Source organism: Sagittula sp. P11, assembly GCF_002814095.1.
Taxonomy (GTDB): domain Bacteria; phylum Pseudomonadota; class Alphaproteobacteria; order Rhodobacterales; family Rhodobacteraceae; genus Sagittula.
In genome coordinates this window covers 4,267,560-4,281,517 of sequence record NZ_CP021913.1, presented here as the reverse complement: position 1 = coordinate 4,281,517, position 13,958 = coordinate 4,267,560, and the positions used below count along the sequence as shown (strand labels likewise).

General features: G+C 65.1%; 12 protein-coding genes. 6 read left to right on the top strand and 6 right to left on the bottom strand.

Going from position 1 to position 13,958, the window contains the following annotated elements; translation table 11 throughout:
• The first annotated feature begins 233 nt into the window (after positions 1 to 233).
• From CDO87_RS20610 to CDO87_RS20600, 3 genes are all read left to right on the top strand, one after another.
• Positions 234 to 680, top strand: coding sequence for a DUF2852 domain-containing protein (locus tag CDO87_RS20610; RefSeq protein ID WP_100930518.1), 447 nt, complete (start codon positions 234 to 236; stop codon positions 678 to 680).
• Between the two features lie 104 nt (positions 681 to 784).
• Positions 785 to 1,228 carry an RDD family protein gene (locus tag CDO87_RS20605; protein WP_198521771.1) on the top strand — a complete coding sequence of 148 codons (444 nt, stop codon included), beginning with the start codon at positions 785 to 787 and terminating at the stop codon, positions 1,226 to 1,228.
• Positions 1,229 to 1,431: 203 nt separating this feature from the next.
• Entirely contained in the window at positions 1,432 to 2,244 is an 813-nt protein-coding gene (locus tag CDO87_RS20600; RefSeq protein ID WP_100930517.1) for an arginyltransferase, read from the top strand.
• Between the two features lie 4 nt (positions 2,245 to 2,248).
• On the opposite strand, the gene CDO87_RS20595 is transcribed toward CDO87_RS20600, so the two are convergent.
• The 5 genes from CDO87_RS20595 to CDO87_RS20575 form a co-directional block, all read right to left on the bottom strand.
• Positions 2,249 to 2,533 (bottom strand): hypothetical protein, encoded by a 285-nt coding sequence (locus CDO87_RS20595; protein ID WP_100930516.1) that lies wholly within the window; start codon positions 2,531 to 2,533, stop codon positions 2,249 to 2,251.
• Positions 2,534 to 2,766: 233 nt separating this feature from the next.
• Positions 2,767 to 5,130 carry a TRAP transporter large permease subunit gene (locus CDO87_RS20590; RefSeq protein ID WP_100930515.1) on the bottom strand — a complete coding sequence of 788 codons (2,364 nt, stop codon included), beginning with the start codon at positions 5,128 to 5,130 and terminating at the stop codon, positions 2,767 to 2,769.
• A 13-nt stretch (positions 5,131 to 5,143) separates the two neighbouring features.
• Positions 5,144 to 6,064, bottom strand: coding sequence for a TRAP transporter small permease subunit (locus CDO87_RS20585; RefSeq protein ID WP_100930514.1), 921 nt, complete (start codon positions 6,062 to 6,064; stop codon positions 5,144 to 5,146).
• A gap of 138 nt (positions 6,065 to 6,202) precedes the next feature.
• Positions 6,203 to 7,288: a TRAP transporter substrate-binding protein gene (locus CDO87_RS20580; RefSeq protein ID WP_100930513.1), complete on the bottom strand. Its 1,086-nt coding sequence runs from the start codon at positions 7,286 to 7,288 to the stop codon at positions 6,203 to 6,205.
• A gap of 610 nt (positions 7,289 to 7,898) precedes the next feature.
• Positions 7,899 to 9,119 carry an MFS transporter gene (locus tag CDO87_RS20575; protein ID WP_100930512.1) on the bottom strand — a complete coding sequence of 407 codons (1,221 nt, stop codon included), beginning with the start codon at positions 9,117 to 9,119 and terminating at the stop codon, positions 7,899 to 7,901.
• A gap of 128 nt (positions 9,120 to 9,247) precedes the next feature.
• On the opposite strand from CDO87_RS20575, the gene CDO87_RS20570 reads away from it, so the two are divergent.
• Positions 9,248 to 10,660, top strand: a complete 1,413-nt coding sequence (locus tag CDO87_RS20570; RefSeq protein ID WP_100931059.1) for a cache domain-containing protein — start codon at positions 9,248 to 9,250, stop codon at positions 10,658 to 10,660.
• The gene (locus tag CDO87_RS20565) at positions 10,657 to 11,295 is read left to right on the top strand and encodes a response regulator transcription factor (RefSeq protein ID WP_100930511.1); all 639 of its coding nucleotides are present in this window, start codon (positions 10,657 to 10,659) and stop codon (positions 11,293 to 11,295) included. Before CDO87_RS20570 ends, CDO87_RS20565 begins: the two co-directional genes overlap by 4 nt.
• Before the next feature lie 93 nt (positions 11,296 to 11,388).
• On the opposite strand, the gene CDO87_RS20560 is transcribed toward CDO87_RS20565, so the two are convergent.
• On the bottom strand, positions 11,389 to 11,601 hold the full coding sequence (locus CDO87_RS20560) for a hypothetical protein (protein ID WP_100930510.1): 213 nt from the start codon (positions 11,599 to 11,601) through the stop codon (positions 11,389 to 11,391).
• Between the two features lie 598 nt (positions 11,602 to 12,199).
• Between CDO87_RS20560 and CDO87_RS20555 the strand changes: the two genes are divergently transcribed.
• A complete protein-coding gene (locus CDO87_RS20555; RefSeq protein WP_100930509.1) occupies positions 12,200 to 13,954 on the top strand; it encodes an acetolactate synthase 3 large subunit in 1,755 nt (584 codons plus the stop codon).
• Positions 13,955 to 13,958: the final 4 nt, after the last annotated feature.

Genomic DNA, 13,958 nt, shown 5'->3' with positions numbered 1-13,958 from the left:
GGAAAACCGCGTCCGGCGCGGGCTTCTGCATGCCAAAAGACCATGGCAAAACCCCAAAAATCACACCAGTACGCACCACAACCCATTGTTTTTACTTACCACCCACACATCACCCCGCAAATTCCGCGCCAAAATGTAAAAAACCTTCACATCGCCTCTTGATAAGCCGCCCGGCAATCCCGATCTCATGTCATGTGAAAGACATTCACATTCACTTCCAAACGGAGAGAGACATGACCACCGCCGCTTACCAAACGACCCATCTGCCCGCCAACGCAGGCTGGCTGACCCGGGCCGAGGCGTGGCTCGATCACAAGGGCAAAGGCGCCTGGATCGCGGCCATGGTCCTCGGATTCATCTTCTTCTGGCCCGTGGGCCTCGGCCTTCTGGCCTACATGATCTGGAGCAAACGCATGTTCGGCAAAGGATGCGCACAGCGCAAACAGCACTTCCAATCCCACCGCCACACCGCGTGGGCGGCAATGAAGCCCTCGGGCAACATGGCTTTCGACGCCTACAAGCAGGAAACCCTGCGCCGGCTGGAACAGGAACAGGAAGCCTTCGAATCCTTCCTCGAGCGTCTGCGCGAAGCCAAGGACAAGGCGGAGTTCGACCAGTTCATGAACGACCGCGAGAAGCGCGCCGCCGAGTCCGCCAAGACGGTTGACGAAGACGCCTGAGCGTCCCCCGCAGCCATCCGGAAGCGCCCCCGAGGGCGCTTCCCTTTTGTCCCGTCCCCACCGCTGGTAAACTGATGACAGATCTCACCCTACAGGAGCCCCGCATGTACACCGAACCGATGTCCCACCTGCCCGACCCGGAGCGTCAGGCCGGTTTCTACGACGGGGTTCTGGTGAAGCGTTTCCTCGCCTGGATCGTCGACGTGGTGCTGATCGCGCTCGTGACCCTCGTGATCTCCACCGTGACTATCGTCGGCCTGTTCATGATGCCGCTGATCTTCCTCGCGGTGGGTTTCCTCTACCGCTGGATGACGCTGGCGGGCGGCTCCGCCACATGGGGCATGCGCCTCATGGCGATCGAGTTCCGCAACGCATGGGGCGAACGGCTGGACGGCGGACAGGCTTTCCTGCACGTCCTGGGCTACACGATCAGCATGTCGACCTTCATCATCCAGGTGGTCTCGGTCGTGCTGATGGCGACCTCCGAACGCGGCCAGGGCCTGACCGACATGGTGCTGGGCACCGTTGCCCTCAACCGCCGGGCGTGACCCGCAGCTTCCGGACCCCTCGCAGAAGGGGTCCGGAAGAATCACTTTTGCGCCGCCTTCCCGGGAACCGAACCAATTAACCTTCAGTTAACCAATTGATCAGTAAAGATTGTCCTAATGCCTTCCTGCCCATAAGTGGGGGTTGGCGGGCGGCATGATCGTTGTTACCGTTTCGTTAAACATCCCGGAGTAATGGCACCACCATGCGCCACTCGCTGCCGCTTGCACCGCAATTCTATGTCACCGCTCCGCAGCCCTGCCCTTATCTCGAGGGCCGGATGGAGCGTAAGCTCTTTACCGCGCTGCAGGGCGAAGGATCGCAGAAACTGAACGACTCGCTGTCGAAACAGGGGTTCCGCCGCTCGCAGAACGTGCTCTACCGGCCGTCCTGCTCCGACTGCGCGGCCTGCCTGTCGGCGCGCATCGACGTGCAGAACTTCAAGCCGTCCCGCTCGCAGAAGCGCACGCTGAAGCGCAACGCCCACCTCGAACGCCGCGCGACCAGCCCCTGGGCCACCGAAGACCAGTACGACCTGTTCCGCCGCTACCTCGACGAGCGGCATGCGCAGGGCGGCATGGCCGACATGGATGTGTTCGAATTCGCCGCCATGATCGAAGAGACGCCGATCCGCTCGCGCGTGATCGAATACCTCGACGGCGAGACGGGCGACCTGATCGCCACCTGCCTGACCGACATGCTCGATGACGGGCTGAGCATGGTCTATTCGTTCTACGAGCCATCGCAGGCGAAGAACTCTCTCGGGACGTGGATGATCCTCGACCACATCGACATCGCGCGCGAGGCCGGGCTGCCCTATGTCTATCTGGGCTACTGGGTGCCGGGGTCCGACAAGATGGGCTACAAGGCGCAGTTCGACGCGCTGGAGATCTACCGCCAGGGCCGCTGGGAGCGGTTGACCGACCCCACCGCCTACGAGGCAGAGACGCATCCCCTGTCCACCGATCCCATCGCCGAACAGGTCGCCAACATCTCCTTCCCCGACGGGCGCGGCTGAACCCTCAGCCGAGGAACGCCGGGACCGCCGGTGTCATCAGAAGACCCACCGCCAGCAGGAACACCCCGCGCGCCGCGCGCCGGGCCACCGCGTGGAACTCGGTCGCGGGCTCCATCAGCCATGCCGCCGGGTCGTCCATCTCCATCAGGTGCCTGTCGTGGCGCGTGCTGCCCCGGCGGTGCACCGGGCCGGTCAGTCCGTACGCGCGGACCGGGCCGCGGCTCTCCTGCGGGCCCTTTGCCGGGCGTGCCTGTCTCCGCCCCGTGCCTGCGATGCGTGATGCGTACATGATCGTATCCTCGTCTTATTGTCTTCCGCCCGGGTCTGCGCCCGGAACGATGCCAGCGTGGCACCCGATTGGGAAAACATAGCGCACACAATCATACAATTTTATGGCGAACTTAAACTCAACCTAAAAGAATGTGGCAGATGTGGCGCGGCGCCCTCATTTGCCCGCCGCAACGAAAACGCCCCCGCGGTGATCCGCGGGGGCGCCTGTTTCACGGGTCATCCCGGTTCAGGTCAGCCGCTGCCCAGCAGCGCCGGAACGATGGTGACCACGCCCGGGAAGACCGCCAGCAGCAGCAGGCCCACAACCTGAATGATCACGAAGGGGATCACGCCGCGGTAGATATGACCGGTGGTGACCTCCTTCGGCGCCACGCCGCGCAGGTAGAACAGTGCAAAGCCGAAGGGCGGTGTCAGGAAAGAGGTCTGCAGGTTCACCGCGATCATGATCGTCACCCACTTCGGATCGAAATGCGCGCCGTAGATCACCGGGCCGACGATCGGCACCACGATGTAGATGATCTCGAGGAAGTCGAGCACGAAGCCCAGCACGAAGAGCACCAGCATCACGATGATGAACACCGTGCGCACATCGTCGAAGCTCTTGAGGAACTCCTGGATGTAATGCTCGCCCCCGAAGGAGATCACCACGAGGTTCAGAAGCTGCGAGGCGATGAGGATGGTGAAGACCATCGACGTCACCTTGGCCGTCTCCCGCACCGCCGGCGTCAGCACGCCGGAAGTGAACAGCACCCAGCACGAGAACAGCAAGCCGAACAGCGCGTAGAGCCACAGGATGTAGGTAAAGACGAAGGCGACCCACGTTTCGATGCTGACGGTTTCCGTGTTGATGCGCAGGTCGAAGTTCATCCCCATCAGGATCATCCCGATCACGGCCAGCGTGGTCCAGATGATGACCTTCGGACTGCGGCCCTGGTCGCCCAGCTTGCGGTAGGCCGCCAGCATGATGGCACCGGCCGCCCCGAGCGCCGCGGCGGGCGTCGGGTTGGTGATGCCGCCGAGGATCGACCCCAGCACCGCCACGATCAGCACCAGCGGCGGGAAGACCACGCGCAGGAGCTCGTTCTTCGACAGCAGCCTGAAGCCATAGGCGACGCCGAACATGGTGATCGCCCATGGGATCGCCATCAGCACCACCGTCATGCCCGCCGAGGTGGTCGGCCGCAGCAGCAGCCAGTCCACCAGCAGGCCCAGCACGATGCCGAAGGCGCCGATCTGCAACGGGCGCGGATCGGAGGACGGCGACACGCCGCGCGCCACCGCGAGGATCAGGCCGAAGATCACCGCCAGCGTGGCGATGCCCACACCGATCGGGGCCGCGTCCGAAATCATCCCGGCCCGGATCGACGCGATCTCTTCCGGGGAGCGCCGGACGCTTTCCTGGATTCCGCCGGCTTCGTCGATGGCCGTCTGCTCGGCCACCGCGCGGTCCCAGGCCTCCTGCCCGTGCAGCTCGATCATCGAGGTCTTGCAGGCATCGCTCACGTTGGTCCGCAAGGACGCGGTCGCTGCGGTGTCGGAGAAGCTGTTGACCGTGAACGACTGGCTGCCGACGATGTTGAGCTGCGCCAGCACCATGGTGCCCGCGACCAGCAGAATTGGAACCCCGAGGTACCAGGTAAAGGCCTCGCCGCGCGTGACCGGCTCGTTGTGGCTGTCCTCGGCCATGACCGGCGGCGCCTTGTGCGGTTTCAGCATCGCGTAGCCGAAGGCATAGGCGGCATAGAGGAACGCCAGAAGGATGCCCGGCAGCAGCGCCGCCTGGAACAGCGTGCCGACGGAGACCACCGCCGGCTTGCCGAGGAAGGTCAGCGCGTCGGTACAGCCCGCCGCCTGCGCCCGGGCGTCCTGCGCCGTGGCGTAAAGGTCGCCCGCCAGCGTGCCGAGAAGGACGATGACGATGGACGGCGGAATGATCTGACCCAGCGTACCCGACGCCGCGATCACCCCCGTCGCCAGTTCCGGCGAGTAGTTGTTGCGCAGCATGGTCGGCAGGGCGAGCAGGCCCATTGTGACCACTGTCGCGCCGACGATACCGGTCGATGCGGCAAGGAACGCGCCCACCACGACGATGGACACCGCCAGACCGCCCGGAAGCGGGCCGAAGACGCGCGCCATGGTGGTCAGCAGGTCGTTGGCGATCTTCGAGCGTTCCAGCACGATCCCCATCAGCACGAACATCAGCACCGCCAGCAGCGTCTCGATGGACTGGCCCGCGATGACGCGTTCGTTGATGCGGTTGGTGATGCCCGCGACGGTGCGCTTCAGGCCCTCTTCCCAGCCGCCGGCGGGGAAGATCGACTCCGTCGGCACCCTTGGCAGTTCGGGGTATCGGAAGATCGATATGTTCGACGGGTTGACGCCGGAGGCGACCAGATCCCGGTACTGCTGCGAGGACGTGTCCATCGCCTGGTGGATCAGGATCCCGGCACTGTCGAGCGCGGCGATGATCCCGAAGGAAATGACCCCTGCGCCACCGATGGCAAACGCCACCGGAAAGCCCGAAAGGATCGCGGCAAAGAGCGTCAGAAAGACGATGATCAGTCCGATCTCGACGCCATCAAGTCCGAATAGCATGGTGTTCGATCCTTCAGAATTCGGCGTGGTCGTAGGCTTCTTCGCCCGTTTCCACCTTGTCCCTGTCGAGGTACTTGCCCTCCGACTCCTCTCCTTCGACGAACTCGAGGTACGAGCGGAAGAAGAAGGTCCATGCCTGGATGAAGATCATGCCGACCATGATGACCATCAGGATCTTGAACAGGAAGTAGGCGGTGAAGCCGTTGGGGCTGAACCCGATGGTCTCCACGTTCCAGCGCAGCGCGCGGGCCTTCATCTCCAGCCGGTCCAGCGGATCGGTGGGATTGACCGGCGGCACGATCAGCGACCGCCACTGGAAGTACCAGGTATACAGCCAGATCAGCGTCGCCATGGGGATCATGAAGAACAGCGACCCCGCCATGTCGATGATCCGCTTGGTGCGGAAGCTGACCGCGGAATAGACGAGGTCGACCCGAACGTGGCCGCCCTGGATGAAGGTGTAGGCAAGGCACAGCGCCACCACCATCGCGTTGTAAAGCTTCAGCTCTTCCGCCCACCACGAGATGTCGAACCCGATGGGGATGCCGAAGCCCACGACGATGTCGGGGCGCGCGAATATGCGCTGGATGAAGACGATGATCACCTGTTGCAGGACCATCAGGAGGCCCGCCCAGGCGAAGAAGCGCCCGACCCAGTTGCCGAAGAACTCAAGCCCGATCACCACGCCCCACAGGAAGGACCGCTTCCACAGGCCGATCGCGAAGAGCACGAGGAAGAAGGTGACGACGATGAACCACAGCTCCACCGAGGCGCCGTAGTAGATGAAGCGCATGATGGCCGTCTGATCGCTCCAGTCCAGCCAGCTCGCCGGATGGGTGATGGCGTAGCCAAGGTTGTAGAAAGACATGGCGATGTTCTGCAGGACCCAACCGATCCCGCTCAGAATCCCGCCGCCTGCCGCGGTCTCGTCCATGATGACCCCCAATTGTCCCGGTGGCCGCCGGCCCCTTTCGGACCGCCTGCGGCACGACGGGCGCGGCGCGCGAGGCGCAGCGCCCGGATGCGGAAACGGAGCCCCCCGCAGGGGGCCCCGTCACCCGTTCGGTCTCGGTTACTGCCCCAGCACGCGCACGCGCTGCTGCACGTAGAAGCCGTCCGACTTGTTGATCCAGCTTGCGGAGGTCGCGAGGCTCTCCTCGAAGGAGTTGCGGATCTTGGCGAACAGCTCGTCGTTCATGTTCTCGTCCATGACTTCCTTCGACGCCGCGCCGAAGGCGTCCCACACGTCGTCCGAAAACTGCAGCGTCTTCACGCCCTGCGCCTGCAGACGCGCCAGCGCCGCACCGTTGTTGGCCAGCGTCTCGGCCAGCTGGTAGTGCGTGGTCGCCATGGAGCCGTAGTTCAGGATCGCCTTGTGGGTGTCGCTGAGGTCGTTCCAGACGTCGAGGTTGACGTTCGCCGACAGAGCGGAGCCCGGCTCGTGGAAACCGGCGGTGTAATAGATCTTCGCCACTTCCTGGAAGCCCGCGCGCTCGTCCGCCAGCGGGCCGACCCACTCCAGACCGTCGAGGGCACCGGAGGACAGAGCCTGGTACAACTCGCCGCCCGGGATGTTCTGAACCGATGCGCCCAGCTTGCCCAACACCTGGCCGCCAAGGCCCGGCATGCGGAACTTCAGGCCGTTGAAGTCGTCGGCCGACTTGATCTCGTTGCGGAACCAGCCGCCCGACTGCGAACCGGAGTTGCCCGCCATCAGGCCCTTCAGGTTGAAGATCATGCCCAGTTCGTCGTGCAGCTCCTGGCCGCCGCCGTGGTAGTACCAGTTCACCATTTCCTGCGCGGTACCGCCGAACGGCACGGCCGTGTAATAGGCAAAGCCCGGGTGCTGGCCGATGAAGTAGTAGTCGGCGGCGTGGTACATGTCGGCCTGGCCCGAGGACACGGCGTCGAACACTTCGAACGCGCCCACCAGCTCGCCCGGGGCCTTCAGGTCGATGGTCAGATTGCCGTCGGACAGCTCGCCGACGAATTTCACGAGGTACTGCGCCGCGTCATCGAGAACCGCGAAACCGCGCGGCCACGACGTCACCATGGTCAGCGTGCGCTGGCCCTGTGCATAGACCGGAGCGGCCAGCGTGGACGCAGCTGCAGCGCCCGCGCCCACGGTGGACGCGCGAAGAAAAGAACGACGATCCATTGAAATCCTCCCAGATTGTTCTTGATGCGCAGGGCTCCCCACTCTGCGCGGATCGTTGAAAGTGGAGGCAGACTAGGTACGATTCCCTGGGTTGGAAATACCCACTACTGCGCAGACGGGCCGGATAAATGACCCGAAAATGCCGCTCGTGACGTGAACCTGCCCCCGGAATACAACCTATGGTAAATTATTCGCGGCGGTGAACTTCACTCATGCGCGAATCTGTGTTACGATTTGATGTATTCAAACCATACCTTTACGGCCCGCGGAGGCTGCCTTGAAACCCTTGAACAGCCAGCCATATTTCACCTCTCCCTCCACAACCGCCGCCGGAGCGCATCCCGCGTCCAGAGTTCCCCTCCCCCTCGACGACCGGACCGCTGGATGCCTTCCCTGCCACCACTCACGAAACGGCGGTTTCCTGTCTGCAGCGCCTGCATAGCCAGAACCTGCGGCGGGGCACACCGGCCGCCATCGCGCATTCCCCCGATGGCGGCCGGGCTGTCCCGGCAAGCGGCCCGAACCGCCAGCCCGACAACGCCTTCACGACAAGGCCTGCCACGGCAATGACCCGCCCGGCAGCGTCACCTTGGTCCTGTTGGCGCCCGGGTCAGTCGAACCGCAGCCGCGCTACGGCGTAGACCAGCAGACCCGAACTGACCGCCGCGCCCAGCAGGTAGGGTGCGTGCAGCGCCGCCGCCCGGCCCATGTCCGGCTCCAGCACCGAGACCAGCGCCCCGGCCCCCATCGCCCCCAGCGGCATCGCGCCCCAGCCGAGGAAGCGGTAGACGGAATTCACCCGCCCCAAGAGCGCATCCGGGATCAGCCGCTGGCGGTAGCTGACGGTCACCACGTTCCACAACATGCCCCCCAGCGCCTCGGTGAACAGCGCCAGCCCCGCCACCACGGGCGACGCGAAAAGCCCCAGCATCAGGTGCACCGCCACGAAGAGGACCAGCGCCACAAGCAGCGCCGCCCGCATCCCCAGCCGCGCCGCCACGCGGGGCGCCGTCAGCCCGCCCAGCACGCCGCCGCAGGCACCCAGCGTCAGCAGCAGGCCGTAACCCGCCGAGGACATCCCCAGCACCTCCTGCGCATAAAGCACCAGCACCGTCATGCCGCCGGTGAAAACCGCGTTGATGACGCCCAGCATCACCGCCAGCCGCAGCACCGTCGGATTGGCGCGCATCCATGCCAGCCCCTCCACCAGCGCGGGCCAGAACCGCGCCGCGGCGCCGCCCGGCCGCGCCGGCAGCGCGATCAGCCAGACCAGCGCGGCGGAAATGGCGTAGAAGGAAGCATCCGCCCCGAACGGCAGCGCGATGGACGAGGCGATCAGCAGCCCGGCCAGCGGCGGCGTGATGAACTGCCCCGTGACCTGCTCGGCACTCCACATCTGGCCGTTGGCCCGCTCCAGCGCATCATGCGGCACGATGGAGGGCAGCACCGTCTGGGCGGCGTTGTCGCGGATCACCTCCGCCGTGCCGAACAGGAAGGCGATCAGCACCAGCGCCCAGATCCCGCCCTCCTGCACCGGCGACAGGACCATGCCCAGCGTCAGCCCCATCAGCACCACGCGCACGAGGTCGGCGCGCACCATCATCAGCCGCCGGTCGGAGCGGTCGGTCCAGACCCCCGCCGGCAGCGCGAACAGCGTCCACGGCAGGCGCTGCGCTGTGGCGACGGCGGCGATCAGCACCGGGTCCTGCGTCAGCAGCGTCGCGAGCCAGGGCAGCGCCACCATGCCGATCCCGTCGCCAAGGTTCGACACCGCGCTGGCCGAGATCAGCAGCCGGTAGTTGCGGTTCTCCCGGATCAATGCGCCTGCCATGTCGTGCCCCTCATGCCGGTCTTTTCCGCAGGCTAGTGCGCCGCGCCCCGGACCGGAAGCCGCATTCCGGGCCGCCCGCGCGACCGATGCCCCTTTTCCCCGGCCCCGTGCTCTGCTTTCATTGCACCATGGGCCTGATGAAACGCCACCGCCTCTCCTACGGTCAGAAGCTCTTCCTGCTGGCCTCGCTGCCGCTGATCCTCGCGGTGTCCGCCATAGCCCTTCTGGTGGCGGAACAGGCGCGCACGCTGGCCGACCGCGAGATCCGCGGCCTCGAGACCCAGCTCATCGAGGCGAAGAAGCGCGAGCTGAGGAACTACGTCACGCAGGCCCGCAACGGCTTCTACTTCATCTACGGCTCCGCCCCGCCCGACGACGAGGACGCCAAGCGGCAGGTCATGCAGATCCTCGCCGCGATGATCTACGGCGACGAGGGCTTCTTCTTCGTCTACGACTACGACGGGTTGAACCTCGTCTCGCCCCGCCAGACGGAGCTGATCAACACCAACCAGTGGGAGATGCGCGACAGCGAAGGCACGCCCGTGGTGCAGGAGTTCATCAACACCGCCCGCTCCGGCGCGGGCTACGTCGAACACCTCTGGCCCAAACCCTCCACGGGCGAGGACGCGCGGATGATCACCTATGTCACCTCCTTCCCGTCATGGCGGTGGGCGGTGGGCACCGGCGTCTTCATCGACGACGTGCTCCAGACCGTCGCCGCCGCCCGGGCAGAGGTCGAGGACCGCGTTCACCGCACCTTCCAGTGGATCGGCGCCATCACCCTCTCGGCGCTGCTCCTGGTCTTCATCTCCGGCCTCGTCATCAACATCCGCGAACGCCGCCTGGCCGACGCCAAGCTCAAGCACCTGACCCAGCGCGTGCTCGACGCGCAGGAGGACGAACGCGGCCGCGTCGCGCGTGAACTGCACGACAGCATCAGCCAGATCCTCGTGGGGGTGAGATACGCTCTCGACATCGCCCGCCGCCGGCTGTCCTCCGGCGATCCGCGCGCCGAGGAATCGCTGGCCAAGGGCGCCGACAACCTCTCTCGCGCGATCACCGAGGTGCGGCGCATCTCGCGCGACCTGCGCCCCGGCGTGCTGGACGACCTCGGCCTCGGCCCGGCGATCAAGTCGCTGACCGACGACTTCCGCACCCGCACCGGCATCGACACGCGGTTCGAAACCGTGGTCTTCCGCAACCGCCTGTCGCAGGACGCCAAGATCGCGCTCTACCGCATCGCGCAGGAGGCGCTGACCAACGTCGAACGCCATTCCGGCGCGACCGAGGTGTCGATCGACCTGCGCGGCCACCGCTCCGGCGCCACGCTGCGGGTCGTCGACAACGGAAAGGGCATGGGCGACCGCAGCCGCCCCACCACGGGCATCGGCCTCAGAAACATGCAGGAGCGGATGGATCAGCTCGGCGGAACGCTCAGGGTGCTTTCCTCGCGCACCGGGACCGTGGTAGAGGCACAGGTCCCCCTCTCCCATCTGCTGCCGCCGGAAGAAGGCGCGCCCAAACGGAAGGCCAAAGGATGACGACGCGCGTGACCATCGTCGACGACCACCCACTTGTGGCCGAAGGCATCGAAGCCATCCTCGACAGCTACGACGACATTTCCGTCGTGGCGACGCTGTCGGACGGGCAGTCGATGATCGACCGACTGGAAGAGCTCGACCCCGACGTGATCCTCATGGACCTGAACATGCCGGGCCTCGGCGGTTTGTCGGCGACCGAGATGATCCTCGAACGTGCGCCCGACACCCGCATCCTCGTTCTCTCGATGCACGACACGCCGGAATACATCTCGACCGCGCTCAGCCACGGCGCGCGGGGCTACGTGCTGAAGGACGTGCCCACCGACGAGATCAAGCATGCCATCGACGCGGTGATGCGGGGCGAGCGATACCTCTGCACCGGGGCCTCCGGCGCGCTGACCCCGATCAACACCGGCGGGCGCGACCCGCTGACCACCCGCGAACAGACGATCCTGCTGCAACTGGCGCAGGGCAAGTCCAACAAGGAGGTGGCCGTGGCGCTCGACATCTCCGTGCGCACGGTGGAAACCCACCGCAAGAACATCAAGCGCAAGCTGGGCATCGCCACCACCGCAGGCCTGACCCGCTACGCGCTGGAACACGGCGTCCTGCAGGGCACCAGCGTCAACTTCTGACGCGCAGCGCCACCTCAGCCACATGCCGATGCCAAGAAAAAACCGGCTCCCGAAGGAGCCGGTAGAGGTAACGTGCCTTGGGTAGTTCTTGCGTCAGATGTTGACGCCAGTCTCATGCGGATCGCAACCGAGGTCAGGAGCGGACAGGACCGCAGGAACCAACAGCACCGCATTCGCTTCCGCCGCACCGGCCATGTCGGGCTCCGCCTTGGGTACGCCGCCCAACACCAGTGCCGCACCGATCAACCCCACCAGGGCCGCCGCCTTGCACAGGGTGAAATCACGAAAGAAGACGTTACGGGTCATCGCTGAAAATCCCTCGGGTCTGCTCGGCGCTCTTCGATGCCGCCTGCTTCGACAGTGCGGGAAAGCGTTGATCCGATCAACTCACGAATTTGAGCAGAAATGTTGCAGAATCGGCACGACACCCCATGGTGCGCCAGCCCTTCGCCCGGCAAACCATTGAAACCCTTGGCTCCACGCCCCCTGCAAGACCTTTCGTCCGATGACCCCTGCGAGGATGCACAACTGCCCCGCGCAATCGAATATCGGCGCATCTCCGCTCAAATCCCGCGCTTTGGCGGCGACAAAAATTCCAAGAACGCCCCCTCTGGCGCAACAAATGGAAAAATATCTGCGCGAAATGCCCCCTCACAGGGCTTTCTGCGGTTGACGCCCCGGCGCATGGCCCATACAACTGCCCCCGCAAGAAGGAGCCTCTGGCATGATCACTCTAGTAGTCATCGTAGGAGAAAGGCGCATGGGCCGCTAACGCGGACACCCTTCCAGGTCCCCATGCGCCCCCGTCAGCCGACCGGGGGCTTTTTTATGCCCGCTGCCCGCGCAGCGCGATGCAATACCGAACCCGGGCAATCCCGCCCAAGTGTCAAGATCGGAGACAGTTATGACACGTCAGATGACCGGAGCGAAAATGGTGGTCCAGGCCCTCAAGGATCAGGGCGTGGAAGTCGTATTCGGCTACCCGGGCGGCGCGGTTCTACCGATTTATGACGAGATCTTTCAGCAGAACGACATCCGTCACGTTCTGGTGCGGCACGAACAGGGCGCGGTGCACATGGCCGAGGGCTATGCCCGCTCGACCGGCAAGCCGGGCGTCGTGCTCGTGACCTCGGGCCCGGGCGCCACGAACGCCGTGACCGGCCTGACCGACGCGCTGATGGACTCGATCCCGCTGGTTGTCCTCACCGGCCAGGTGCCGACCTTCATGATCGGCTCCGACGCCTTCCAGGAGGCGGACACCGTCGGCATCACCCGCCCCTGCACCAAGCACAACTGGCTGGTGAAGGAGACGGAGCGCCTGTCCGCCACCATCCACGAGGCCTTCCACGTCGCCACCGCCGGCCGTCCCGGCCCGGTGCTCGTCGACATCCCGAAGGACGTGCAGTTCGCCTCCGCCACCTACCAGCCGAAGCCTTCGGTCTCGACCCGGCATTACCAGCCGCAGGTCAAGGGCGACATGGAGATGATCGAGGACCTCGTGGAGGCGATCGAGACCGCCGAGAAGCCGGTTTTCTACACCGGCGGCGGCGTCATCAACTCGGGCCCGGCGGCCTCGCAACTGCTGCGTGAACTGGTGGAGGCCACCGGCTTCCCGATCACCTCCACGCTGATGGGTCTCGGCGCCTACCCCGCGTCGGGCAAGGCCTGGCTGGGGATGCTCGGGATGCACGGTCTTTACGAGGCCAACCTCGCGATGCACGGCTGCGACCTGATGATCAACCTCGGCGCCCGCTTCGACGACCGGATCACCGGCCGCATCGATGCGTTCAGCCCGGACAGCCGTAAGGTGCACGTCGACATCGACCCGTCCTCGATCAACAAGGTCATCAAGACCGACATCCCGATCGTCGGCGACATCGCCCATGTCCTCGAGGACGTGCTGGCGCTCTGGAAATCGCGCGGCCGCAAGGTCAACCGCGAGGCGCTGGCCAAGTGGTGGAAGCGCATCGACGAATGGAAGAAGGTCAACTGCCTGTCCTACAAGAACTCCGACAAGACGATCAAGCCGCAGTACGCGCTGCAGCGTCTCGAAGAGCTCACCAAGGGCAAGGACCGCTACATCTGCACCGAGGTCGGCCAGCACCAGATGTGGGCCGCGCAGTTCCTCGGCTTCGAGGATCCGAACCGCTGGATGACCTCCGGTGGCCTCGGCACGATGGGCTACGGCTTCCCGGCCTCCATCGGCGTGCAGATGGCGCATCCCGAAAGCCTCGTCATCAACGTGGCGGGCGAAGCCTCGTGGCTGATGAACATGCAGGAGCTCGGCACCGCGACCCAGTACCGCCTGCCGGTCAAGCAGTTCATCCTCAACAACGAGCGCCTCGGCATGGTCCGCCAGTGGCAGCAGCTTCTGCACGGCGAGCGTTACTCGCACTCGTGGTCGGAATCGCTGCCCGACTTCGTGAAGCTGGCAGAGGCCTTCGGCTGCAAGGGCATCTCGATCTCCGATCCCGCCGACCTCGACGACGCGATCATGGAGATGCTGGAGTACGACGGCCCGGTGGTCTTCGACTGCCTCGTCGAGAAGCACGAGAACTGCTTCCCGATGATCCCCTCGGGCGAGCCGCACAACAAGATGCTGCTCGGCGAAGCCAAGGCCACAAACGCCATCGCCGGCAAGGGCGCGGTTCTGGTGTAAGGCC